This window comes from Streptomyces sp. NPDC005181, from assembly GCF_040608395.1.
Lineage (GTDB): Bacteria > Actinomycetota > Actinomycetes > Streptomycetales > Streptomycetaceae > Streptomyces.
The window spans coordinates 54,160-77,118 of the sequence record NZ_JBEXID010000009.1; the positions used below are offsets into that span (position 1 = coordinate 54,160).

Consider the following 22,959-nt stretch of genomic DNA (forward strand, 5'->3'; position numbering starts at 1 on the left):
TCCGTTCCTAACCAGTGTGCGTAAGTGAGTCTTGGACCCACTGCTGCGTGCTGGGCGCATCCCGAACGGTGTTGGATGCACTGGTCCCCCGCGTTCGCTTCCCGCTCGGCGACGGCCCTCCAGGGAGCCGGTCCGTGGTGGGCGGGCGGGATCCCTCACGCCTTCGGGCGCCTGGTCCGGCCTGGACGGTCCGATGCCCCGCACGATCACTCCGGTCGTGCGGGGGCGGTGCCGTCCTTCCCCAAGCTCTCAACTCCGTTCGAGCAGGGGATACCCCATCCCGGATCGGGTGTCCGAGGGCGCGTCGTCCGATCGCGATGCCCGCGGCATCGTGACGGGACAGGGTGCGGCGTGGGGCGGCCAGCGGTTTCTGCCAGTGCTGGCCACCCCACATGCTGGTGTAGGCCGGGTCGACCGCGACGATCGCAAGGCCCTGTTCGGCGGCCATGGACACCAGCCGGGCCTTGAGCTTGCCGGTCGGCATGCCGGAGATGAGCTGCCGGAACCGCTTCCGGCCCCCGTGCTTCTCCCGGGTCTTCTCGGCGGTGAGGTCCAGATCCTCGATGGCTATGGCTTTCGCACCGACCTGCTGGGTCCAGTGCAGCAGGCGGGTCAGGGCGTGCCGGATCTGCGCGTCTCGGTGGCCGGCCGAACCGGATAGGTCGTAAGGGAAGCGGTGCGGGTCACCGATGGGGTTGCCGTGCTGGTCGAGCCGGTAGGCGGCGAAGTGATCGGCGTTGGTGTCGACGCCGATCACGCCCCGGGCGCATGCGGCGACGAGTGGGACCGTCTTCACGACGGGGCGTTGCCAGGATGCGGTGAGGTACCAGCGGCCGCGCTCCGTATCGAGGTGGATGCGGTAGGCCACTGCCCGGTTCGCGGTGATGCGGTCGGCCCACTCCGCACCCCGGTGCGCGAACCCGATACGGGCGGTGAGGATGTACCGGCCGTGTTTGGCGTTGGCCAGGTGCGCGAGCGGAACGGGCAGTTTGATGGACACTTCGCCGTCCGGGGTGACGCGGATCGTCTCGTTCCCGAACCGCTTCCCCGACTCACCGTCGGCAGCGATGAACCAGCGTTCCGCCTCCCACCGTTCCCGCCACTGGGCCTCGGTGAGCCCAGCCTGGGTGAGGTGGTGGCGGGTGTTGAGGAGACGTCTACCGCCCCGCACCGCCCGGACCCGTCCGGCCTGCCAGTCGGCGACAGCGGCAGCATGCCGCGCCTCCAGTGCCGCGAGTCGGCGGGACTTGCGGAACCACTCGTTCTTCGACCGGTAGCCACCCGCGGCCCGCCTCGTCCCGGGCCCACCGAGCGGGAGGGACAGGCGGTGCCGCAACGTCTTGATCCCGGCTGCCAGCTTCCGGATATGCGCCGCCTGGCAACGGCGGGCCAGCGCCCACTGATCATGTGTGGCCTTGGTGATGGCACCCGCGATCCGCGACGACGATTCCTTCGTCAGGTCCCGCTTACGCGCTGTCCAGGTGTCCGCACTGTGCTCCAGACCCTCCGCACAGCGGGCCTTGAGATCACGGGAAGCCAGCGCGCCCTGATGCTCACCGACCGCACGCAGCACCCTCTCGTCCTGGGGCGTGAGGTGCCCCAGACGGTCCCGGACCGCCGCCCCGCGAGGCCCGGGCACCACGAAGGAGGCCGCCGGTTCCCGCAACCCACCCACCACATCACCCCCCACCCAGGCCGGACATCCGTCACCCAGCCCAACGAGCACCAGCTACCAAGGTCACCCATTCGACCCCGGAACTCCCGTTCCCACTCCACCAAGCCACCGACAGGACTCACTACAACTCACTCCAGCTCAGCTAGCCGACAGCAGCTCACAACCCCTCGGCGGCGATGGCGGTGAGCAGGCCCGTGCGGTCCTTGAAGTGGTGGGCGGGGGCGGCGTGGGAGACGCCAGCCCGGCGGGCCAGGTCGCGCAGGCTCAGGGCGCCCGGGCCCTCGGTGCGGATGACGTCGAGTGCGGACGGGGGGGAATGTGATTCGGGCCGCATCCCTCGGGTATCGCGGCCATGAACGTCCGTCAGCGGGGAAGACGTCCGTAGGATTCCCGGGTTCGACTTTCCCCGTCAGGACGGCTTTCGAGTGATACCTCCCCACGCGTACCGAGTGATGTTGCCTGCCCTGGGCACGGCGGCGGTCCTGGCACTGGCGGGCTGCGAGCCCCATGACGTGACCGCCGGCGGCAGCGGCTCGGCGGGCGGCGGGCAGTCGCCGGGCGGCTTCGGTGCCGGCCCGCTGAGCAACCCCGACGGTACGAAGCCCGGGCTTGCGCCCGTGACGACGGGGGCGGACAAAGCTGCCGCCCGCAAGCTCATCGAGGAGCTGTCCACGAAGGGGCGGGGGCCCAAGACGGGTTACGACCGGAACAAGTTCGGCTACGCCTGGATGGACACGGCCGACGGCGTGCCGCTGGCGAGGAACGGGTGTGACACTCGAAACGATCTCATTCGTCGCGATGGCCAGAACCTCCGCTTCCGAGCCGGCTCCGACTGCGTGGTCATCGCCATGGTGCTGCAGGACCCATACACCGGCACGACCATCGAGTGGCGCAAGGAAGAGGCCGCTGAGGTGCAGATAGACCACGTGGTATCCGTAGCCGCGACGACCAAGAGCTCACGTTCCCCGTTGTAGTGACGTCAGCGGTATGGCGCTGACACGGATGGCGTCTGGAATCAGAACACCCTGAGCGCGACGCGCTGAATGATCGTGACGATTGCGGTTTCGGTGGCCAGAAGGGTGCGATGGGTGGTGGCGAAGGTCCAGCCGTGGATGTGCCGGGCGAAGATCCGTTGGGCGTTCTTACCAGCAGTGTCCCAAGCGAGGGTGTCTCACATGGAGGTCGTCGGCAGGGAGGTCCGGTGTCTCAACCAACAGCAGCTTCCGTCGGATTGCCGCCCGAAGGAAGCTTCTTATTCGGGCAGGCTGTGAGCACTTTCGCCATCGCGTCCTTCTCTGGCTGTGTCACCCACAGCCTGTACTTCGTCTTGACCGCGACCTGCCCCGCCACGTAGTCACAGCGATAGGACTTGTTGGGCGGTAGCCAGGTTGCCGTATCCCCGTCCCCCTTCTGGCGGTTGGTGGAGGAATCGGCAGCCACGAGATTGAGTGAGTCGTTCGCGAAAGCCCGCCGCTTGCTGTCGCTCCACTGCTGAGCGCCCTTCTGCCAGGCGTCCGAAAGTGCGACGAGGTGGTCTATGTCGACCTTGCTGTGACCGCGTATGTAGGTGATACGGGTTCCGGTGTAGGGATCGGGATCGAGGACTCCGCGCAGCACTTTGCACCCGTCCGAATCCCGGGATACGGACGTCAACTGATGCGCGAGGACATCGTCACGGGTTCCGCAGCCGTTGTGATCGGTGTCCGCCCAGGCGGGGCCGAACTTCTCTCGGTCGTATCCCGTCTTGGGTGCCCGCCCTTTTACCGTGAGTTCTCCGACGGCTTGCAGCGCTGCTCCGTCGGCAGCTGCGCCGGTTTGGAGGGAAGGTCCTGCCGGACTGTTCCCGATGTCGCACCCGCCCAGGGCGAGCAAGCCCGACAGCAGAAACGGGGTGAGTGGAAGCAGGCGGCGGGAAGCATGTGAGGCGTGGTGAGGTATCACAACGAACCAGGGTATTGAGCGGGAGCAGTTCGCGGCTGGGAGGGGGTCGGATTCTCCATTCCAGCGCCACCCGTGACCGCGGCGATGTGGGCATGCCGTGACCTGCGTCTGCCCACCACGCGAGGCCAGGGCACGGCGCCCAGCTCGGTCGTCGACATGCTGCTCGCCGCGTGGAGCGCGGCGGTCGGTCAGCCCGCGTACGTCACCAGTGCCGTGGCCGACATCCTTGGGACGGCGCCGCGAACGTTTCGCCAGTGGGCCGCCGACCATGCCACCGCGTTCACGGAGGGTTCGTAACCTCGTCGACGCGACCTGCGCCCCGGCCGCATTCATCCCGGGCCACGCGGCGGGAAAGATCTCTTGGCCGCCGATACCCGCCGCTGGCTGGCGGGCCTTGTCCTATGAGTTGATGACCAAGCAGCTCATAGCCTCAGCGGTATACCGCTGACGCTATCCCGCGGGGTGGATACGGCGGTATGCGAGGATCACGCCATGGCCAGACGTACCCGTCCACTGTCCGACTCGCTGTGTTTGCCGGAAAGCCGTACGTCGGCCGCTTCCGCGCTGGTGGCACTGTTGGACCGCTCGGTGGAGCAGATTGCGGAGGCCGCTGCAGAGGTCCGCCAGTTCGACCGGGAAACGATTCGTGCGGCAGCGGATGTGTGGGACAACAACCTGTTTCCGCTGTTCTGGGCCGTAAGCACGTCCGACGCCGATGAACGCGAGCGCCGGGCGATGACGGCGCTGGAGTGGATGGCGGGCCTCGGAGAGCGGCGGCGCAGCTGGATGACCGAGCAGGCCGCGATCGCCGGCTACGACATCGGGTCGCTCCTACCGCCGGCCGAGCCGTACATCCCGGGCCGCGACTACCTCGGACACGTCATGCCACCGCAGTCCCGACTCACCCGCCAGAGCGTGGACGATCTGGCCCCCGACTACGACCTGGCGACGGCGTCCGTCCGCCACCTTCAAGTAGAGCGTGCCGGTACTCGCCTGACCACCTTCCTGCAGTTGGTTGTTGACCGCATGTTCGCCGTCGGGGAGGACGCGCCCGCGCCACCTGCCCTGCTGAACGTTTGGCTGGATGGCGTCACCGATGCCGTCTTTGACCTCTCCTACAAGCGGGGCGTGGTCCTGGACGCTGGTTTGCCGGAGACCGCGATATCCCTGGGCACGGGCGGCCGACTCCGCGCCACCGCTGGCGAGTACCGCCTTGACGACCGCTCATGGCACCTATCGTCTGCCGGACGGCACGCGGACGCCGTCACCCCGCCCCGCACCGGCCGCCCGAGCCGCCTGCGCCAGCCCCCCGCTGCGGACTTGGGAACCGATGCCCGTGCTGCCGCCGTCCTTCTGCGCCACGCCATGTGGGAATTGCGTTCGGTGCGCTACGCCGACCACGCCGATCATGTCCCCGTCCTCGACCTGTGCCGGGCCTTCTCCCGAGCGGGCGAGGCGATCCTGGACGCGGGATCTCGAAGCGGCTCCCGCCACCGCGAGACAGCCTTCCGTAAAGTGATCCGAACCTGGGCTGACCAGGGTGGCCCGACACTGACCCGCTGGTTCGCGGGCATACTCAAGGCGCGTGCCGGCCGCTCGGACCTCCTTGCGGTCCCGCAGACGGGCCGACGAACTCCCCACTCCCTCACCGACAGCCCACCCGCACCTGGTGTGCCCCCACAGGCCGCCCTCATTATGGCTTCCTGGACCGCGGGGCACACCGACTACGGCACGGAGCGTCCGGCCACCGCGCAGCTCCAGCTCGCCCTGCCGCCCCGGTCAGGCGAGGACTCCTCGGCACCTTGGAGGCTGCGTACCGTCAGCTGCACCGAACCCGATGCCTTCCACCTGGACACCGTCGCCTTCCAGGGCCCCGGCCCGTTCTTCCAGGTGGGGAAGCCCACTGCCGCCTGTAGCCTCGACCTGCACCGGGGGGCTCTGCTCATCGTGACCAGTGACGGCTGGAGCGCGTCGATGAGTTGACCCTTGTGTGGCGTCGTCACCTGTTCAATCGGCTTCGTAGCGGGCCAGGCGCCTACGGAGGTCGAGGTTCTCGCCCTGCGCGACTTCCAGGGCCTTGCGGAGCCTGGCCACCTCCTCGTGGTGGACCTGCTGCTGACGGGTGAGACGGGCACTGAGCGCCCTCACGGCGGCGGAGGTCGACGAGTCGCCCGGCGGATCTGAAAGAGCTGCCGGAGCCGATCCGGCCTTGGTGCGGTATCGCTCGATCTGGTTGCGCAGTTCTGGGCTCCGGTAGAGGAAGTCGGTGCTCACCCCGGCCTGGCGGGCCACGGCGGTGAAGCTGACGGGCTTACCGGCCTTGGCCAGTTCAGCGAGGGCTGTGCGAGCTCGTTTCTCGGCCCCCTGGCTCCGGGCGCGGGTGGCCTGCTGGAGGTGGTCGGGCAGTGGCGTCATGCGGTCGGCTCCTGTCGTTGAGTAGCAGGCAGCGGTTCGGGCCGGTCAGCCGCGCCCGCTCCGCGAACGGCCCGGAGCTGTCCGTCCTCGTGGACGCTGACCTGGTCCAGGGCGACAAGGACCTTGGTGAGGGCACGGGTCTCGGCGAGGCGACCGGCGAGCCAGACGTTGTCCTCGCCCATCGGTTCGCCGTGGCGGGCGGTGAACTGGGTCTGGCGGCGGGCGATCAGCCCTTCCGACTGTTGGAGCTGGTGCTGCAGTTCGTCGCGATGGCTGGCGTCGGTGACGAACTTGTCGCAGGTCAGGCAGGCGTTCCCCTTGGAACAGACCTGCCGGGGCGGCAGCATGCACCAGCCGTTCGGAAGGACGCGGTCGGCTCGTTGGTCCAGGTGCAGGAGGTCGTAGAGGTCGCTCGGATTCACCTCGGCAGTCCGGCCGTCGGCCGTCACCTTCTTGTAGCGGAGGAACTCGCGCTCGGCAGTGACGGCAAGGGTCTTCGCGTAATGCATGGTCATGGCCGGGGTCAGGTGTCCGAGATAGCGCATGACCACGTGGATCGGCACTCCCGCATTGATCAGGTCGGTAGCGCGGGTGTGCCGGAATGTATGGGTCTTGGAGATGGCTACCGCGCGCCCGACGCTGTCTGTGATGGTGAGCATGCCGGTCAGCGCACTGAGTCGCATGTGAAAGGTTGCCGAAGCATAGGGGCGGAGGCCGAGCCGGTTGTTCTGGATCCCCAGGAAGAGGTAGCGGGGGACTGTCCCCTCCGGCGCGCCGTGCGTGGCGACGAATTCCCGTGCCCACTGCTGTTGGACACGAATGATGTCTACGACCTCCTGGTCCACCGGAATGGTCGGCGGATCTCCGCCCGTGATCTTCGTCTGCTGGTAGCGCAGACGCGCGACGAAGCCGTCCGGCCCCTGACTGTCCTCCTTGCCGGCGGTCAGGAGCGGCAGGAGCGGTTCGAAGTCCATCATCAGGACCTCGTTCATCCGGCGGCCGGTGCGGATCAGGAGCATGAGCGCGTGGAATGCCTGCCGATCGTCGAGGCCGCCCTCGGCCTTGGGCGCGGCAAGGGCGCCGGAGCCTGCGGCGATCTGGCTGATCACCTCGTCCTCGAGTGCCATGTCGTCGGGGAGCTGGTTGGTCAGTCTGGGCTTGTCCTCCAGGCGGAACAGCACCGTGTGATGGAGACCGAGCCGTGCCCAACGCGGCTCGCCGAGCACTGAGACCGCCTCTGCCCGGTTGTCGTACATCCAGCGGTAGAACACCTCGATGGTCACCAGCGGCCCCCGACGGCTGTTCTTCGCGAGCTTTCCGCCCTTGTTCGGCCCGGTTATGGCGACATGGCTGTTCAGGGAGTCCACGAGCCCACGCAACCAGGGACGCAGTTCCTCCGGTGAGCCGACCAGTTGAGGGCCCGCGCAGCCCGCCTGGTCGATGTACCACTGGAACCACTTCAGATGGTCCAGCCGGCTCTTCACCGACGACCACACGTACTGCTCAGTCGAGAGCTGGACCGACAGCCACCATTTCGCAGCCTCCCGGAACCAGTCCGTGGTCAGCTGGCTGAAGTTGGCCAACTTCCGGCCGCTGGGCTCGTGCTCCCTCTGAGGAATGCGCCGGTCCAGGCCCGGATTCCACACGTTCAGCCGCCACCACTCGCCGTCGTGATAGGCGTAGGCCAGCCGATCCTGAATATGCTTGACGCTGTGCAGGACGAGGGTGGAGAGATTCGCGGTGGGCGAAGTGTCGGTGCGCATCACCGCACCCCGCACCTCCCGTGCCCATTCTTCGTGCGTGAGCGTCGTGAGCGATCTGACGGAATGCACCGACGGGCCACCGTGTTCGATGGCCAGGTTCAGTCCCCGCCGAAGCTTTTGGAAGCGATCGATGTTGATGGAGTATCCGTCGGCAACCTGCTGGTGGACGCACCAAGCGAGCTCCCACACCATCGGCTCGGGCAGACCTCGGAAGCTGAGCGCCTGCGTGAACCAGCCGCGCTCGCTGTCAATGGTCCGCGTGGCGAAGGCCTGTCCGTAGTCCTCGGGCATGTTCGTGGCATCAAAGTGGTCTCGGCGGTGCTCCTCCGGCAGGCTCTCCCACAGCTGCCGGGCCCGCTCCTCGCTGAAGAGCTGAGCGATCGACAGGCGAGGGTCCCGCTTGTCCAGGCGCTTCCGCCCCTCGGTCCGTGGCGACGGCAGTACCCGCGCTCCAGCGGCCGGGAGAATGGTCGGTTCAGCGTTCATTCCAGCTCCCCCAGGACTGCGTGATCTTCTGCCAGTCCGCGCACGCCCGAAGCTCGGCATCCTCGGTCACATGGGCGTAGGTGTTGATCGTGGTCTGAACATCGGCGTGTCCGAGTCTGCGGCTGACGACATGCATCGGAACTCCGGCCAGCAGCAAGGCGGTGGCATGCGTGTGGCGGTACCAGTGAGGGGTCATCTCCACTGGCAGCGCCGAGAGTTGGGATTTCCTCGCGTTCAGGTGCTTGTAGACGCTCTCCGGCCTCAGCGGAGCGAAGCGGCGACCGCGATGCAGGTTGCAGAAGATGTACGCGCCGTCCCAGTCGTCCAGCTCGACATCGGCGCCGGCCTCGCACAGGGCCCACACCCAGTCCCCGTACAGCCGGTCCAGTGCTGAGCCGATGAAGATCCGCCGGTAGCCGCTCTTGGCCCGCAAACCATAGGGATGGCCCTCCTGGTGGACAACCTCGATCTGGGCGGTTGTGCCGGTCCCGGTTTTCCAGTCGCGGTGACGCAGCCCCAGCGCCTCGCCGAGCCGCAGCCCGGTCTCCTCCAACAGCATCCACAACAGCCGGTAGCGCAGCTCACCCGACCAGATGCCGTCCGCCGGGTCCCAGGACGCCTCCGCCTCGCGGAGTGACGTCATCTGTCCGGGAAGAAGAACAGGGACGGGCTTCGCCCGGACCCTTACCTTCACCACACTCGATCGCCGTCCGTGCTTGCGCGCCACATGCTCCAGGAACGGCAGATAGCTGCCCGGCCGGGCGTGCACCGTCTCGTACAACTGGCCCGCGACCTCGACCCCACGCGCCGCGTGATAGCGGTAGAAGCCCATTACCGCTCTGATCCGGCTTGCGACCGTGGCGTCGGCGGCCCGCTCCTGAAGCCGAAGCGGCACGACCTCCTCCGCCACGCTCTTTCTCCGTAACTGCCCTACGAATGTTCCGAGTTCGGTCACACCGACGGCGTCCCACGCCTGCGATCGGTGTTCCAGGAAGGACCACCAGAGGGCGAGACCTCTGGCGTAGCTCTTGATCGTGTTGGGTGAGCTGTCGGTCGACCTCAGGTACTCGAGATACTGCTCGATCGGCTCCGCGACCCGGTAGTCACCCGCGAGGACCGTCCACGTAGCCCCCTCCCCGATCGCCACCCGTTGCGTGATCGCCAACACTTCCTCCTGCATGTCATCGCTGTCAGCGGCAGACAGTCGCTGTACCGGATAACGGAAAGCTGACGGAAAGGAAACGGCCATCCACCATCTGTCGCAGACGTCAACGGCATTCAATTCAGGGTGCGGATAACACGTGGTGCCGTTGTCGTACAGCTGGCAAATGGGCTCGTCCCGTTGGGCGGAGGCCAAGCGCAAGCAACTCGCGAACGACGTGCTCAATCTGATTCCGGTGGAGGGGCGTGCCAACTCGGCCAAGGGGGACTCCGGCCCTGCGTCCTGGCTCCCGCCGAACAAGTCGGTCCGGTGCGCGTATGCAGTCCGCTTCGCTCAGGTCGCTGTGAAGTACGAGATGCCCGTGACGGCCGCGGACAAGCAGATGATGCTGCGGCAGTGCGGAGGCTGAAAGAGAAGCCGGGGCGCGTCAGCCTCGGCCCTCGGCCTGTTCCGCTCTGGGAAGACCGCACCGCAAAACGCCATGACTCAGCATCAGCATCCATTGCCGATAGCACCTCAGTGACCTGGGAGAACGTGACCGGCTCCGGGACGCTCTGAGGACTCTCGCACAAGCGGGCGATGCTGGCGCAGCGCGGCGGTTGACGGCGTCGGGCCGCTGAGAAGGGGACACGCACGAGGCCCTGGAGGCAGACGCCTTTCCTGGCGGCTCCGGCGCTGACGGGGCCGGACGGTGCCGGGCGTACGCACGGTCACGCGGCCGCGGCCGTGCAGCGGGGGCATCGGTAAACACGTCGGCTTCGGGAGTTCCGCTGCCTAGCGTGTGGTGGATGGAGCTGAAGATCACCACCCTCGCCGCGCGCCCCGATCTCGCCGGGCCCATGCAGGAGATGCCCGAGACCTGGCCGGAGTTCGTCCTGGAGGACCTCGTCGGGTGGGCGAACTACCCGAGACTCGCCGTCGAGTTCCCGGAGTACGCGCTCGTTGCGACGGACCCGGACGGTGACGTGGTCGCACGGGCGTACAGCGTGCCGTTCGCGCTGCACGCACCGGGGCGTGGGGAGTTGCCCGAGGGCGGCTGGGACCAGTCGCTGCTGTGGGCCTTCTCCGACCTGCGGCGTGGGCGTACGCCGGACACGGTCGGCGCGGTCGAGATCGCCGTCGCCAAGGGGCGGCAGGGGGAGGGGATTTCGGGGCAGATGGTCGCCGCGATGCGGGACAACGCCGGAAGGCTCGGGTTCCGGGAGCTCGTCGCCCCGGTGCGGCCGAGCGCCAAGCACCTGGACGCCTCGGCTCCGATGGAGGAGTACGCCCGCCGGACCCGGGCGGAGGACGGGCTTCCGTACGACCCGTGGCTGCGCGTCCATGTGCGGGCGGGCGGTGTGATCGAGGCGGTGGCGCCGGTGTCCATGACGGTGTCGGGCTCCCTCGAGCGGTGGCGGTCCTGGACCGGGCTGCCGTTCGACGAGGACGGTCCGGTGGAGGTTCCGGGGGCGTTGGTGCCGGTGCACTGTTCGGCGGCGCACGGATATGCGGTGTATGTGGAGCCCAATGTGTGGGTGCGGCACCGGGTGTGAAAACGAACGACCCGCCTGTACGTGTGTGTACAGGCGGGTCCGTGTGTCAGATGGCCGGTCTCTTTACCGTGAACGGTTTGTCGAACTCGGTGAACTCGACGGTGAGCGGGGTCCCGGTGCTGAAGCGCAGCTTCAGGAGGTGGGGCCTGCCCTCCGTGGCGACCGCCGCCTGCCATGACCCCCTGCCTGCCCGGCCGGTGAGGGACAGAGCGGGCGTGGAGTCGACAGTGGTTGCCCTCCCCTTGCGCGCGGAGTCGCTGTTCTCCGCCAGGCGGTCGAGGAAACCCTTCCGGTCGCAGTAGCTCAGGGTCTGCGCCGTGAACCTGTCGGCGTCGCCTGCCTTCACCCAGCGGCCCGTCAGTTTCTTGACCTCGGCGTCCGTGCGCGGCCGGCCCGCGGACGCCGCCCGCAGCATCGCCTCGTCGGACTGGGTGTAGACCGTGCCGCCGGTCCTGACCAGGTCCATCGTGCCTGCCGCGCCCATGGACAGGGTCACCGTGCACGCGCCCCTGATGTCGGTGGCCACGTAAGCCTCGACCGGGGTGCCGTCGGGCGCCTTCGCTTCCACGGTGATCCGTACCGACGTGGCGGCCCGGGTCGCCGCGAGGGCCTTGTTGGCGACTTCGGGTCCCGTCAGCCGGGCGAACGCCCCGGTGTCCTGCTGCTGGGCGAACACCGGGTCGCAGGCCGTGAGGGCCAGGGCCGTGACGGTGCAGAGCGTCGCTGTTGCGGTGCGCAGAGCGGTTGCGGCGATCCGGGCGAGAGGGCGCATGGTCGGGCTCCGGTCGGGGAGGGGCAGGGTGGGGCGGGGCGGTCTAGAGCTTCAGGTCCCACTGGGTGGCGTCGTACGTGAAGCCGGGGTTGACCTCGACGGTCAGGTTCTTGGCGTCCGCCGGGGCGTCGAAGGCGAACTGGACGGTGACCTTCTTGCCCGGCAGGACCGTGCCGCTGAAGCCCTCGCCGACCTTGCCGTCGAAGATCTGCTCGGCGTTCACACCGTCCTTGCCCGCCCGCGCCTCGACGTTGACGAGCGCCGAATCGAACTTCTCCTTGCCCGCGTTCTCGATGACGACGGCGATCCGGTACGTCTTGTTGTTTTTTGTGTGACCGGCGGCGAACGAGTCGGGCGTGTACGAGGTCGCGTCGCCGACCGTGACCGTCAGATCGTCGTCGTAGACGGCCGAGTCACCGGCCTCCAGCGCCTTCCCGGCGTCCGGCTTCTCGTTGCCCCCGGAGTTCTTGCCCTTGTCCTTTCCGGAGCCCGTGTCGCCGGCCTTCGGCCCGGAGGTGGCCGTGGTGTCCGACACGGCCTTGTCGAGTTCGTCCACCGCGTCGCCCACTGCCTTGAACGTGATGACCGCACCGACCACCGAGAGGATCAGCGCGATCAGGCCGAGGACGGCGCCGAACGTGGTCGCGCCCTTGTTGGTGGCGTCGCCGCGCTTGACCCGACCCCGGCCGACCAGGCCGAGGACCAGGGCGATGACGCCGAGGATGCCCGCCAGCCAGAAGAGGAACGGGATCAGGCCCGAGACGGCGCCGATGATGCCGAGGATCAGCGCCGAGATGCCGAGCCCGTTGCGGGCCGGGCGCAGGCCCGGCGTCTGGGCCGGGGCGTACGGCTGCTGGGGCTGCGGGGACTGCGGCGGCTGCGTGAACTGGGACATGGCTGTGCCCTCCGGCAAGTGCAGGGATGAGTGGTGAGCGGAAATGCTGCGCCGCTTGGTGTAGCGACAGGTCAATAACAGCAGGGCTTGTGAACCGAGTCAACACGATTCACGCGAAACAGACTCGTGCACGGTGTGAATCGATGTCGTAAGAACGGCTCGGTATGCTCGGCTACACAGAGCAGAGAGCGCGGACGGATCACGACCAGGACGCCCAGGACCAGGGAGACAGTCAGTGCCGGAGAACTCGACAGAGGTGACCGCGGCCGGGATCGCCCGGCTCGCGGGGGTGGGTCGCGCCGCCGTCAGCAACTGGCGACGCCGCCACGCCGACTTCCCCAAGCCGGTCGGCGGCACCGAGACCAGCCCGTCCTTCGCCCTGCCCGAAGTCGAACAATGGCTGCGCGACCAGGGGAAGCTCGCCGAGGTCCCACTCCGTGAACGGGTCTGGCAGCAGCTGGCCGGACACCCGGCCGGCGCCGTCCCCGCCCTCGTCCACACGGGCTGCGCCCTGCTGCTCGTCCGGGACAGGCCCACCGCCTGGCTGGAGATCACCGCCGTGTCGGACGGGCGGATGGCCAAGGTGCTGCACCTGGCCCTGAACGATCTGCTCACCGCACGCTTCGGTCCGGCCACCGACGAGCGCGACAAGAGTGGAGACGGGACGAGTGGATACGTACGCGCGGTTCACACCCCCACCACCGACGAACTCCTTCCGTCCGTTCCCCTGCTGCGCGCCGCCGCCGAACTCGCCGCCGAGAGCGGCGCCCGCCAGGCCTTCGAGTTCCTGCTCGGCCGCCAGCTCGACGCCAACCCGCGCCAGTTCACCCTCACCCCGCCGGGCCTTGCCGAACTGATGGCCGCCCTCGTGGAGACGGGCAGCCGGGCCGCCCGTACGGTCCTCGACCCGGCCACGGGCACCGGCGCCCTGCTGCGCGCCCTCAGCCGTCCGACCGCCCTGTACGCGCAGGACGCCGACCCCGACCTCGCCGCGCTCACCGCGCTCCGTCTCGCCCTGAACTCCACCGCCGAGAGCTGCGCGCTCGCCGTGCGGACCGGCGACACCCTGCGTGCCGATGCGTTCCCGCAGCTTGCTGTCGACGCCGTGCTCTGCCACCCGCCGTTCAACGAGCGCAACTGGGGGCACGACGAGCTCGCCTACGACCCCCGCTGGGAGTACGGCTTCCCCGCCCGTACGGAGTCCGAACTCGCCTGGGTCCAGCACGCCCTGGCCCATCTGCGCGAGGGCGGCACCGCCGTTCTGCTGATGCCTCCGGCCGCCGCGTCGCGCCGTTCCGGCCGTCGGATCCGCGCCGATCTGCTGCGCCGCGGCGCCCTTCGCGCCGTCGTCGCCCTCCCGGCCGGCGCCGCACCCCCGTACGGCATTCCGCTCCACCTCTGGGTGCTGCGCAAGCCCGGCGCCGGTGTCCGCCCCTCGCCCGAGCTGCTGCTCGTGGACACCGCCGAGCCCGCCGAACCGGCTGCGGCGACCGCTGCCGCCCCCGCTTCGGGCGGGCGTGACCGGCTCGACTGGCAGGCGGTGCGCAGCGCCGTGCTGGACGCCTGGGAGTCGTTCGACCGCGCGGATCGGACCGGAGCGGGGTCCGATACCGCCGTCGGCCGAACCGGCCGGGACCGGCCGGGTGTCAGCCGGGTCGTCCCCGTCATCGAACTCCTCGACGACGACGTGGACCTGGCCCCCGCCCGCCATCTGCCCCCGCCGACGGCCGGTGGCGGACCCGCCGAACTCACCCGCGTACGGGACCGGCTGACCGAGACGCTGCGGCTGACCACCACTCTCACCCCGCCGCTCGCGGACCTCTCCGACCCGGCCCGCTGGCCCCTCACCACCGTCGGCGAACTCGCCCGTGCCGGCGCCCTCCAGCTCCGTGCCGGCGGCTCCGGCACCGGACCCGGGCCCGTCCTCACGGAATACGACGTCCTCGGCTCCGCCGCCCCCTCCGGAACGCTTCCCGCCACCCCCGCGAACACCGACCGGCCGCCCGAGGAGCCGGTCCTCGTCGAGCCCGGTGACGTCGTCGTCCCCGTACTCGGCGGCGGCACCGTCGCCCGGGTGATCGACGAGGCCACCGCGGGCGCCGCGCTTGGCCGCAACCTTCAGCTGCTGCGCCCCGATCCGGCGGCCCTGGACCCGTGGTTCCTCGCCGGCTTCCTGCGCGGCACCGCCAACAACCGGCAGGCCAGCAGTTACGCGTCTACCGCGACCCGGCTCGACGCCCGCCGCCTCCAGCTGCCGCGCCTGCCGCTCGCGGAACAGCAGCGGTACGGGGCGCAGTTCCGCGCCCTCGCCGCGTTCGAGGACGCGCTCCGGCTGACCGGCCGGCTCGGCGGACAGCTGGTCCAGGGGATGTACGACGGGCTGACGGACGGTACGGTCACGCCGAAGTGAGCTGAACCACAACGGTTCCGTACAACCCCGGGACCGTTGTCGGTGTCGCCCTTTACGCTCAGGTCTGCCAGATCTGCGCGCGCTGACGGGTGCGTTCAGCACTTCCCCGACCAGGTACCAGGAGCAGCCATGTACGCCCCGGGTCATCCGCCGACGCCGACGCCGATGCCGCCGCGTCGGATGCCCAGCCGGGCCTGGATCGTGTCGATGCGTGTGCTGTTCGTCGTGCTCGCGGTGGGCTCGATCGGCCTGCTGCTGTGGACTCCGTTGCTGCGCCTCGCGATCGTGCGCCGCAAGACGTCCGACTGGTGGTTGACCGGGGCCGGTTTCGTGCTGATCTGTGTGCTCCTGCCGATCATCGGCAGGGAGGGCAGCGACGACCCCAGTGGCGTCGACAACGTCCTCATACCGCTGTTGTTGCTGGCGATGGTGGCCGCCCCCGCGTACTACCTGGTCGGGGACATCCGCCACTACGAGCAGCTCAGGAAGGAGCAGTTCGGCGCCCGCGGCTACCTGCCGCCGGGGTACGGGTACACGACCATGCCCGTACGGCAGCCGCTGCCCGCTCAGCCGCCCCAGTACCCGCAGCATCAGCCGCCGCAGTACCAGCCCCAGCCCCAGCCCCAGCCCCAGCCCCAGCGGCAGCCCTACTCCCAGCCTTCGCAGCCCCAGCAGCAGCCTCCCCAGCCCCCGCCCGTGCCGCACGCGTCCGGGCCCACCCCGCCCCACCGCATCGACCAGGTCCGCGCCGAGCTCGACGAGCTGAGCGACTACCTCCGCAAGGAGGAGGACCGTTGAACGGACGCGTCATCGCCGGGCGGTACGAGCTGGCGACCATCCTGGGCCAGGGCGGCATGGGCCAGGTCTGGACGGCCTACGACCAGCGCCTCGACCGCAGGGTCGCGGTGAAGCTGCTCCGGCCCGACCGGGTCGCCGGTCCCGGCGGCAGCGGCGCCGCCGACGAGCTGCGGCGCCGGTTCGTGCGCGAGTGCCGGGTCACCGCCCAGGTCGACCATCCGGGCCTGGTCACCGTCCATGACGCGGGCAGTGACGGCGACGACCTGTTCCTCGTCATGCAGCACGTCGAAGGCTCCGACCTCGCCGACCATCTCGCCGAGCACGACCCGTACCCCTGGCAGTGGTCCGTCGCCGTGGCCGCCCAGCTCTGCGCCGCGCTCTCCGCCGTGCACGCCGTGCCGATCGTCCACCGCGACCTCAAGCCCCGCAATCTGATGGTGCGCCCGGACGGCACGATCACCGTCCTGGACCTGGGCGTCGCCTCCGTCCTGGACAACGACACCACGCGCCTCACCCACACCGGTACGCCGATCGGTTCCCCGGCCTACATGGCGCCGGAGCAGGCGATGGGCGGCGCCGTCGGTCCGTACACCGACCTGTACGCGCTCGGCGTGCTCCTGCACGAACTGCTCAGCGGGGACGTGCCGTTCGCCGGTTCCACCGCCCTCGGTGTGCTGCACCGCCACCTCTACGAGCCGCCGCTCCCGGTCCGGCAGATCCGGCCCGAGATCCCCGAGCCTCTCGAGGCACTCGTGCTGCGGCTGCTCGCCAAGGATCCGCAGCACCGTCCGGCGAGCGCCCAGGAGGTGTACGAACACCTCACGCCGCTCCTTCCGTCCCGCTCCAGCGGGCTGCTGTCCGGCCCGCTCGACCCGACCCGGCCGTTTCTGCGGCCGCACGCCCCGTGGCCCGACCTCGTCACCACCCCGCCCGCCGCGCAGCCGGCACCGGTGGCCGCCAAACCGGATGTCGCGGCCGCCGTCGACGAGGTGAAACAGCTGCTCGGGCAGGGCAGGATCACCCAGGCCGTGGACATCCTCGGTGGCATCCTCCCGGCCGCGGCCGAACAGCACGGTGAGGGTTCGCCGGTGGTCCGCATCCTGCGCAAGCAGTACGCGGCGACGCTCATGGACGACGGCCAGTACCGTCGTGCCCTGCCCGAACTGCGCCGCCTCGCCGACGACCGCGCGGCGGAGGCCGGCCCGGCCGACACCCAGACGCTGCAGTACCGCTACGACGCGGCGCAGTGCCTGGAGCAGCTGGGCGAACCGGCCGCCGCGCTCGCGGAGTACCGCGCGGTCCTGCCGTACTACGAGAACCAGTACGCGGCGGGCAACGACCCGGCCCGTTCCTTCGAGATCCGTCAGCGCATCGGTTATCTGCTGCTCGCGGTCGGCGACCACGCGGCGGCGCGCGGGCAGCTCCAGGCGCTGCTGTACGACACCGAGCGGATGTACGGGCCGCACCACCCGCTGCCGGTGGAGCTGCGCCGCCAGCTCGATCGCCAGGTGCAGGTCCGCGGCGGCTGAGCGGACCGGACGGGGCCGGTCGGTCCGGTCCCGCCGACGCGACGGGACGAGCTCGGTCAGTCCGGTCCCGCCAGGGATTACGGGACAGCCCTTGGGCGGGGGCGTCGGCGCAGCAGCACGGAGGACGTGTGGGCGGGAACGGCGCCGAGGTCGACAGCATTCCGTCAGCCTTGGCTCCACGGCGGCGCGCGGCAGGAACGCGTTCCTGCCGTTTCCGTGAGGAGGTTCAAACACGGACCGCGCAGGGCGACAGGTCGCGGCTCGCGCCGGCCTCGGCATGGGCCGTGAAAGCAATGAGCACGCCAAATTTCTGCAATTGCTGCACGGAATGCCCCATTCGTCGGCGAAACGTCGATCACGGCGTGAGACTGTGATCTGCCGCCGGGCCGGCTGACGACTCGCCTGCCCCGTCGGCCTCTCACTTCTTTCGATCCTTCTTCCGAGCACTGTCGAGGTCTCTGTGCCTTCTCACCGCATATCCAAGAAGCGTCGCCGCATCTCCATGGCCGTGGCGGGCGTCGCTGTTCTCGCCGGTGGTGCGTTCGCCGCCGAGGCCGCCACCGCCACCACGGTCGCCAGGCCCGCGCCGAAGATCTACACCGGGCATGTCTTCGACACCTGCACCGCGCCGTCGCTGACCACCATGAAGGGCTGGTACAGCTCCTCCGTCTACCACGGTGCCGCCGTGTACGTCGGCGGTAAGAACCGCGGCTGCGCGCAGCCCAACCTCACCGCCTCCTGGGTGAAGGCCGTCAGCGCCACCGGCTGGAAGCTCGTCCCGCTGTACGTCGGCGCGCAGCCGCCGTGCCAGACGAGCGCCAACCCCGAGAAGATGACCGCCGCCAACGCCACCTCACTGGCCGTCACCGACGCCAACGACGCCGTGGCGAAGGAGGCCGCGCTCGGCATGAAGCCGGGCAGCCCGGTCTACCTCGACATGGAGTACTTCGACCCGAAGAACACCTCCTGCGTGAACACGGTGCTCTCGTACATCCGATCGTTCGACAAGACGGTCAAGGCCAAGGGGTACTGGTCCGGCTTCTACGGCTTCAGCAACTCCAGCGCCGCCGTCGTGGCCAACGCCACGAACCGCACGGACCTGCCGGAGATCCTCTGGTACGCCCGTTACGACGACGTGTACTCCACCACCACGGGCTTCCCGTACGCCTCGACGCTGTACACCGGGCACCGCCGCGGTCACCAGTACGCCGTCAACAAGAAGGTGACACACACCGGTGGCACGCTCACGATCGACCGGAACGCCTGGGACGCCCCGGTCGCGATCGTGGGGAACTGAGGCCGCCGGTCATGGCTGACTGATCGACCACCCCGAACTCCCCACCGTCGCTCCCGCCCGCAGGCCGGTCTGACGGGACGTGCCGTCGACGGACCTGCCGCGGGCGGGGGCCGGGTCAGTCCGGTCCCGCCAGTCCAAGGTCCTGCCGCCCGGCGCGTCGTCGCACCAGCGCACCCCACACCACCGCCCCGGCCGGCACGAGCAGCGCGCCCGCTCCGACCGCCGAACCGGCCCGCAGGCCGGGGGGACGGAACGCGCAGTCGACGGATGTGCCGTGGGCGGGTACCGGCACGGCGACCAGTCCCAGATACGAGTCGGCGGGGCGCCCCTCGCAGCTCCAGCCCGCGATCCGGGGTGCGGCGAGGACGACGGTTCCGCGGCTTCCGGGCGGCAGTTCGGCCCGGACGCCGTCATCGGTGACGCGGACGGACGTCGCTCCTGTGCGCCGCAGCCCGGTCACGGCCGCGGCCAGCCGCTCCCGGTCCAGACAGCCGAGGGCCTCGCCCGGCACGGTCCCCGCGCGGACGGACCGCAGCGTGACCACGACCTGCCCGTCGGCGCCCATCACCCGGCCAAGCGGCTCCATCGCCGCACGCCGGGCCGGCAGCAGACCGCGGAGCTCGGTCTCCCGGCCAGCGCCCGGCCGGTCACCGCCCGGCTGATCGCCCGGCTGAGCCCCCGGCGGATCGCTCATCCGCGCCGAGCCGAACAGCCCGGGCGTCCACAGGTACACCTCGCTGCCCGCCGGACAGCGGCCGGTCAGCCGGTAGGTGCCGCGCCCCACCCGGTGGGTGTGCGCGCCCCGGTCCTCGACCGGAGCGCCGCTCACCGCGCGGAGCGCCGTCCGCGGCACCGTGTAGACCTGTGAACCGAGCAGCGCCTCCTGGTTCCGGAACGCCGACCGGCCGAAGGACGGCGCCGCGCCCGGTTGCCGCACGGTCGCCAGCGGCGGCGCCTGCTGCCGCGCCACCGTCACCGGCCGGTCGTCCGGTGCGTTCCACCGCTGGTGCGGGTCGCGCGGCCCGTGGACCCGAGCACCGACCGAGAAGATCGCGTCGCTGACGGGGTTGTCCAGGCTCTGCACGGCCCGCCCGCTGGACGTCCAGCCGGCGCCGAGGGCGGCGAGCGTGCGGGTCAGCACGGCCGGCGTATGGCTGCTGTAGTACGCGGCGCCCTGACCGCCCACGAGCAGCGGATCATTGGCGGTGGTGCGCTCCCCGCCGGGGTCGGTGCGGTAGCGCGGCCAGCCGTCCGCGCGGGCCACCGCGTCGGCCTGTACGCGCTGCCGCTCGCCCCAGGGCGCGTAATGGTCGAGCTGGGCGAGGCGCTGCCGGTCGGCGAACGCAGTGGTCGCCGCGGCCTGCCCCGCCAGCACACCGGTCAGCAGCACGGCGGCGAGCCCTGCCCAGCGGCCCCGGCCGGGCAGGGCGAGCGCGGCGGCCGTCGCCACCAGACCGGCCGCGAACAGCAGGTACGACCGGTGCGTGGCCAGGTCGCTGAAGGCCGCCCCCGCCGTGGTCAGCACCAGCACCGCGCATCCGCCGACCAGGGCGCGGCGCCCGGGCTGCCCGTACGAGACCGAGATCCAGGCGGCGATCACCACCAGACCGGCGAGCACGAACGTCTGCCGGTACGGACTGCCGTTGGGCGTCGCGAACGCGTGCCAGAGCAGATGGGTCGGCTCCCACTGCAGCGACAGCCCGACCCCCGCCAACAGCACCGCCCACGCCCACCGTTCGCGTCGCGGCACACCCCGATGGAAGACGAGCGCGCAGGCCGGGAGCAGTGCGACGGTGCTCAGGAAGAGGGCGGGGGTGAAGAAGCCGTACGTGGTGGGGAGCAGCCGGGCGAGCACATCGGGCCAGGCGGCGGGCCGGAACGTCCGGTCCCAGCCGGGGTAGGCGTGTTTCGTGCCCAGGTAGACGGGAAGCAGCACGGGCGCCGCGAGCCCGACCCCCAGCAGCACGGTCCCGGCCGCCCGCGCGAGCCCCCGCACCGCAGCCTTCGCCCTCCCGGTCGCTGGCTCGCCTTCCGTCAGCAGACGTACCACCAGCACCAGCGCGGCCCCCAGGGTCGCCATGTACGCCGTATAGAAGTTGGCAATCCACACCACTGCGACGAGCAGCGGAGCCACCACGCGACGGCGCCCCGTACGGGCCCACTCACCGGCCAGACAGAGCAGCGGCAGGGCGATCAGACCGTCCAGCCACATCGGGTTGTACGACGCCTCGGTGACCGACCAGCCGCACAACGCGTACGAACCGCCCAGCACCCCGGCCACCCACCAGCGCCCGCCCCGCAGTGTCAGCAGCAGGAATGCCATCGCTGCCGCAGCGGACGCCGTCTTCACCACGGTCACCACATACACCGCGAGGTCGATGCGGTCCCGGGGGAAGACCCCGACGAGCAGTGCGAACGGGCTGGTCAGATAGGTGCCGAGATCCGGCAGGAAGCTGGTGCCGTACCCCGACGACCAGTTCAGGAACAATCCGCCGTCGCCGCGTCCGTGCAGCAGGTCCCAGAGCCGGGTGTGGAACGGCACGAACTGATTGCCGAGGTCATTGACATTTCGGGTGCGCGGCCCGAACGGAAAGCTGCGGGCTCTGGCGTCGCCCGCGCACACGGTGGCCGTGGTGATCAATGCGGCGAGCGTGGCCGCAGCCGTGCGGGGACGGAAGGTCGGCATACGGACGAATATCGCAGCCGCGAATGTGATGAGCGGTGTGGAACTGCTCATTCAATAGTTCAATTCACTTAATGGTTGCCCGTTGTCCATGTCCGTCCTCTGTGCCTGATGTACCGACAGGGTGAGATACTCCTGTGCTGATCTCGTTAGTAGTGCCTTGTTTCAACGAGGAAGAGATCCTCGAACGCTTCCATGCGCGCGCCACGGACGAATTGATGCGGCTGGGGCATGATTTCCAGCTCGTCTACGTCGACGACGGCAGCGCGGACCGCACGCTGCCGATCCTGGAGGAGCTGGCCGCCGCGGACCCGCGGATCCGTTATCTCTCCTTCAGCCGCAACTTCGGCAAGGAGGCTGCCATGCTCGCCGGCCTCCAGCACGCCGACGGCGACGCGGTCGTCATCATGGACGCGGACCTCCAGCACCCGCCCGAGCTCATCGACCGCATGCTGGAGGAGCACACCCACGGCTACGACCAGGTGATCGCCCGCCGCACCCGCAAGGGCGACCGCGTCACCCGCACTCTCGGCGCCCGCGCCTACTACTGGCTGGTCAACCGTCTGGTGGACGTGGAACTGGTCGACGGCGTCGGTGACTTCCGGCTGCTGTCCCGGCGTAGCGTCGACGCCGTCCTCGAACTCACCGAGTACAACCGGTTCTCCAAGGGCCTGTTCGCCTGGGTCGGATTCCGGACGACGACCTTCGGATACGAGAATGCGGTCCGCGAGAAGGGCAGCTCCGCCTGGACCATCGGGAAACTTCTCAACTACGGACTCGACGGGCTGCTCTCCTTCAACAACAAGCCGCTGCGTGCCGCCCTTTACCTGGGAATGGCGCTGATGTCCGTCGCTTTCGCCTACGCCGCCTGGATCGTCGGTGTCGCCCTGGTGAAAGGGGTGGACACGCCCGGCTATGTCACGCTGATCGTCGTGGTCACGGCCCTCGCGGGGGTTCAGATGGTGATAGTGGGCGTGGTCGGTGAGTATGTGGGCCGTATCTATTACGAGGTGAAGCGGCGCCCGCACTTCTTGGTGAAGGCATCCAATACCGGCGTACCGAATCAACAGCGTTCCCGGCAGTTCGTACGCCGATGACCGTCACGGCCCAGGTGGCCCGCTTCGCCCTCGTCGGCGTCGTGAACACCGGTACGTACTACGGCTGCTACCTGGCCCTGCTGGCCGTGCTGCCGTACCTGGCCGCGCATGTGATGGCGTTCGCGTTGAGCATGACCGGCTCGTTCCTGCTGAACTCGTACTTCACCTACCGGACCCGGCCCACCTGGCGGAAGTTCCTGCTCTTCCCGCTCACCAACGCCGCCAACTTCGTCATCACGACCGGCGGCGTCTGGCTGCTGGTCGACCGCGCCGGCTTCAACAGCCGCTACGCACCGCTGGTCGCGGCGGTGGCGGCCATTCCGATCACCTTCGTGGTCTCCCGCGCGATCATGCTGAGGCCGGACGTGAGGCCCAAAGCGGTCGAACGCGTGCGCTGAGCGCACCGGATTCGGCCCACATCCCCCACTCCTGCCGAATCGTTGGTCGAATCAGTGGCCCGGATCACGCCCACTGCCTACCATCGATCACCGCCAGGTCTTG

Annotated in this window: 17 protein-coding genes and 3 pseudogenes; 11 read left to right on the top strand and 9 right to left on the bottom strand. The window is 69.5% G+C overall.

What is annotated here, in order from left to right:
• Positions 1-7 precede the first annotated feature (7 nt).
• Positions 8-1,675 (bottom strand): IS200/IS605 family accessory protein TnpB-related protein, encoded by a 1,668-nt coding sequence (locus tag ABZV38_RS09115; RefSeq protein ID WP_356326119.1) that lies wholly within the window; start codon positions 1,673-1,675, stop codon positions 8-10.
• Between the two features lie 163 nt (positions 1,676-1,838).
• Positions 1,839-2,009: pseudogene (locus tag ABZV38_RS09120) on the bottom strand (helix-turn-helix domain-containing protein); the annotation flags it as partial.
• Positions 2,010-2,127: 118 nt separating this feature from the next.
• Between ABZV38_RS09120 and ABZV38_RS09125 the strand changes: the two are divergent.
• Positions 2,128-2,607, top strand: a pseudogene (locus ABZV38_RS09125) (HNH endonuclease); the annotation flags it as partial.
• 274 nt (positions 2,608-2,881) lie between these two features.
• Here the strand turns inward: ABZV38_RS09125 and ABZV38_RS09130 are convergent.
• Positions 2,882-3,523 carry an HNH endonuclease family protein gene (locus tag ABZV38_RS09130; RefSeq protein ID WP_356326216.1) on the bottom strand — a complete coding sequence of 214 codons (642 nt, stop codon included), beginning with the start codon at positions 3,521-3,523 and terminating at the stop codon, positions 2,882-2,884.
• Positions 3,524-3,688: 165 nt separating this feature from the next.
• On the opposite strand from ABZV38_RS09130, the gene ABZV38_RS09135 reads away from it, so the two are divergent.
• Both ABZV38_RS09135 and ABZV38_RS09140 read left to right on the top strand, forming a co-directional pair.
• Positions 3,689-3,913, top strand: a complete 225-nt coding sequence (locus ABZV38_RS09135; RefSeq protein ID WP_356326120.1) for a hypothetical protein — start codon at positions 3,689-3,691, stop codon at positions 3,911-3,913.
• Positions 3,914-4,108: 195 nt separating this feature from the next.
• The gene (locus ABZV38_RS09140) at positions 4,109-5,599 is read left to right on the top strand and encodes a hypothetical protein (RefSeq protein ID WP_356326121.1); all 1,491 of its coding nucleotides are present in this window, start codon (positions 4,109-4,111) and stop codon (positions 5,597-5,599) included.
• 24 nt (positions 5,600-5,623) lie between these two features.
• Here the strand turns inward: ABZV38_RS09140 and ABZV38_RS09145 are convergent, their stop codons facing one another.
• Genes ABZV38_RS09145 through ABZV38_RS09155 form a run of 3 tightly spaced genes read right to left on the bottom strand, consistent with a single transcriptional unit; the run spans position 5,624 to position 9,445 of the window.
• Complete coding sequence (locus ABZV38_RS09145) at positions 5,624-6,031, bottom strand: DUF6262 family protein (protein ID WP_356326123.1); 408 nt, start codon at positions 6,029-6,031, stop codon at positions 5,624-5,626.
• Positions 6,028-8,280: a tyrosine-type recombinase/integrase gene (locus ABZV38_RS09150; protein WP_356326124.1), complete on the bottom strand. Its 2,253-nt coding sequence runs from the start codon at positions 8,278-8,280 to the stop codon at positions 6,028-6,030. The genes ABZV38_RS09145 and ABZV38_RS09150 overlap by 4 nt, the downstream gene beginning before the upstream one ends.
• A complete protein-coding gene (locus tag ABZV38_RS09155; protein ID WP_356326125.1) occupies positions 8,270-9,445 on the bottom strand; it encodes a tyrosine-type recombinase/integrase in 1,176 nt (391 codons plus the stop codon). The genes ABZV38_RS09150 and ABZV38_RS09155 overlap by 11 nt, the downstream gene beginning before the upstream one ends.
• A 133-nt stretch (positions 9,446-9,578) precedes the next feature.
• Between ABZV38_RS09155 and ABZV38_RS09160 the strand changes: the two are divergent.
• A pseudogene (locus ABZV38_RS09160) lies at positions 9,579-9,851 on the top strand (HNH endonuclease family protein); the annotation flags it as partial.
• Positions 9,852-10,230: 379 nt separating this feature from the next.
• Entirely contained in the window at positions 10,231-10,977 is a 747-nt protein-coding gene (locus tag ABZV38_RS09165; RefSeq protein WP_356326126.1) for an N-acetyltransferase, read from the top strand.
• Between the two features lie 46 nt (positions 10,978-11,023).
• Here the strand turns inward: ABZV38_RS09165 and ABZV38_RS09170 are convergent, their stop codons facing one another.
• Together ABZV38_RS09170 and ABZV38_RS09175 are read right to left on the bottom strand one after the other, a co-directional pair.
• A complete protein-coding gene (locus ABZV38_RS09170) occupies positions 11,024-11,749 on the bottom strand; it encodes a hypothetical protein (RefSeq protein ID WP_356326127.1) in 726 nt (241 codons plus the stop codon).
• A gap of 43 nt (positions 11,750-11,792) precedes the next feature.
• A complete protein-coding gene (locus tag ABZV38_RS09175; RefSeq protein WP_356326128.1) occupies positions 11,793-12,644 on the bottom strand; it encodes a DUF4190 domain-containing protein in 852 nt (283 codons plus the stop codon).
• Between the two features lie 235 nt (positions 12,645-12,879).
• Between ABZV38_RS09175 and ABZV38_RS09180 the strand changes: the two genes are divergently transcribed.
• The 4 genes from ABZV38_RS09180 (at position 12,880) to ABZV38_RS09195 (ending at position 18,678) form a co-directional block, all read left to right on the top strand.
• A complete protein-coding gene (locus ABZV38_RS09180) occupies positions 12,880-15,054 on the top strand; it encodes an N-6 DNA methylase (protein WP_356326129.1) in 2,175 nt (724 codons plus the stop codon).
• A 129-nt stretch (positions 15,055-15,183) separates the two neighbouring features.
• The gene (locus ABZV38_RS09185; RefSeq protein WP_356326130.1) at positions 15,184-15,852 is read left to right on the top strand and encodes a hypothetical protein; all 669 of its coding nucleotides are present in this window, start codon (positions 15,184-15,186) and stop codon (positions 15,850-15,852) included.
• A complete protein-coding gene (locus ABZV38_RS09190; RefSeq protein WP_356326131.1) occupies positions 15,849-17,381 on the top strand; it encodes a protein kinase in 1,533 nt (510 codons plus the stop codon). Before ABZV38_RS09185 ends, ABZV38_RS09190 begins: the two co-directional genes overlap by 4 nt.
• A 460-nt stretch (positions 17,382-17,841) precedes the next feature.
• Positions 17,842-18,678 carry a glycoside hydrolase domain-containing protein gene (locus ABZV38_RS09195; RefSeq protein WP_355763619.1) on the top strand — a complete coding sequence of 279 codons (837 nt, stop codon included), beginning with the start codon at positions 17,842-17,844 and terminating at the stop codon, positions 18,676-18,678.
• Positions 18,679-18,793: 115 nt separating this feature from the next.
• On the opposite strand, the gene ABZV38_RS09200 is transcribed toward ABZV38_RS09195, so the two are convergent.
• Positions 18,794-21,364 carry a YfhO family protein gene (locus ABZV38_RS09200; protein ID WP_356326132.1) on the bottom strand — a complete coding sequence of 857 codons (2,571 nt, stop codon included), beginning with the start codon at positions 21,362-21,364 and terminating at the stop codon, positions 18,794-18,796.
• A gap of 134 nt (positions 21,365-21,498) precedes the next feature.
• Here ABZV38_RS09200 and ABZV38_RS09205 point away from each other — a divergent pair, with 134 nt between their 5' ends.
• Positions 21,499-22,458, top strand: a complete 960-nt coding sequence (locus ABZV38_RS09205; protein WP_356326133.1) for a glycosyltransferase family 2 protein — start codon at positions 21,499-21,501, stop codon at positions 22,456-22,458.
• On the top strand, positions 22,455-22,856 hold the full coding sequence (locus ABZV38_RS09210; protein WP_356326134.1) for a GtrA family protein: 402 nt from the start codon (positions 22,455-22,457) through the stop codon (positions 22,854-22,856). The genes ABZV38_RS09205 and ABZV38_RS09210 overlap by 4 nt, the downstream gene beginning before the upstream one ends.
• Positions 22,857-22,959 lie beyond the last annotated feature (103 nt).

What these genes read in the sequence shown, in the direction of transcription:
- ABZV38_RS09140 (WP_356326121.1), top strand. Translation starts at nt 4,109, where the DNA reads ATGGCCAGACGTACCCGTCCACTGTCCGACTCGCTGTGTTTGCCGGAA.
- ABZV38_RS09145 (WP_356326123.1), bottom strand. Translation starts at nt 6,031, where the DNA reads ATGACGCCACTGCCCGACCACCTCCAGCAGGCCACCCGCGCCCGGAGC.
- ABZV38_RS09150 (WP_356326124.1), bottom strand. Translation starts at nt 8,280, where the DNA reads ATGAACGCTGAACCGACCATTCTCCCGGCCGCTGGAGCGCGGGTACTG.
- ABZV38_RS09165 (WP_356326126.1), top strand. Translation starts at nt 10,231, where the DNA reads ATGGAGCTGAAGATCACCACCCTCGCCGCGCGCCCCGATCTCGCCGGG.
- ABZV38_RS09170 (WP_356326127.1), bottom strand. Translation starts at nt 11,749, where the DNA reads ATGCGCCCTCTCGCCCGGATCGCCGCAACCGCTCTGCGCACCGCAACA.
- ABZV38_RS09175 (WP_356326128.1), bottom strand. Translation starts at nt 12,644, where the DNA reads ATGTCCCAGTTCACGCAGCCGCCGCAGTCCCCGCAGCCCCAGCAGCCG.
- ABZV38_RS09185 (WP_356326130.1), top strand. Translation starts at nt 15,184, where the DNA reads ATGTACGCCCCGGGTCATCCGCCGACGCCGACGCCGATGCCGCCGCGT.
- ABZV38_RS09200 (WP_356326132.1), bottom strand. Translation starts at nt 21,364, where the DNA reads ATGCCGACCTTCCGTCCCCGCACGGCTGCGGCCACGCTCGCCGCATTG.
- ABZV38_RS09210 (WP_356326134.1), top strand. Translation starts at nt 22,455, where the DNA reads ATGACCGTCACGGCCCAGGTGGCCCGCTTCGCCCTCGTCGGCGTCGTG.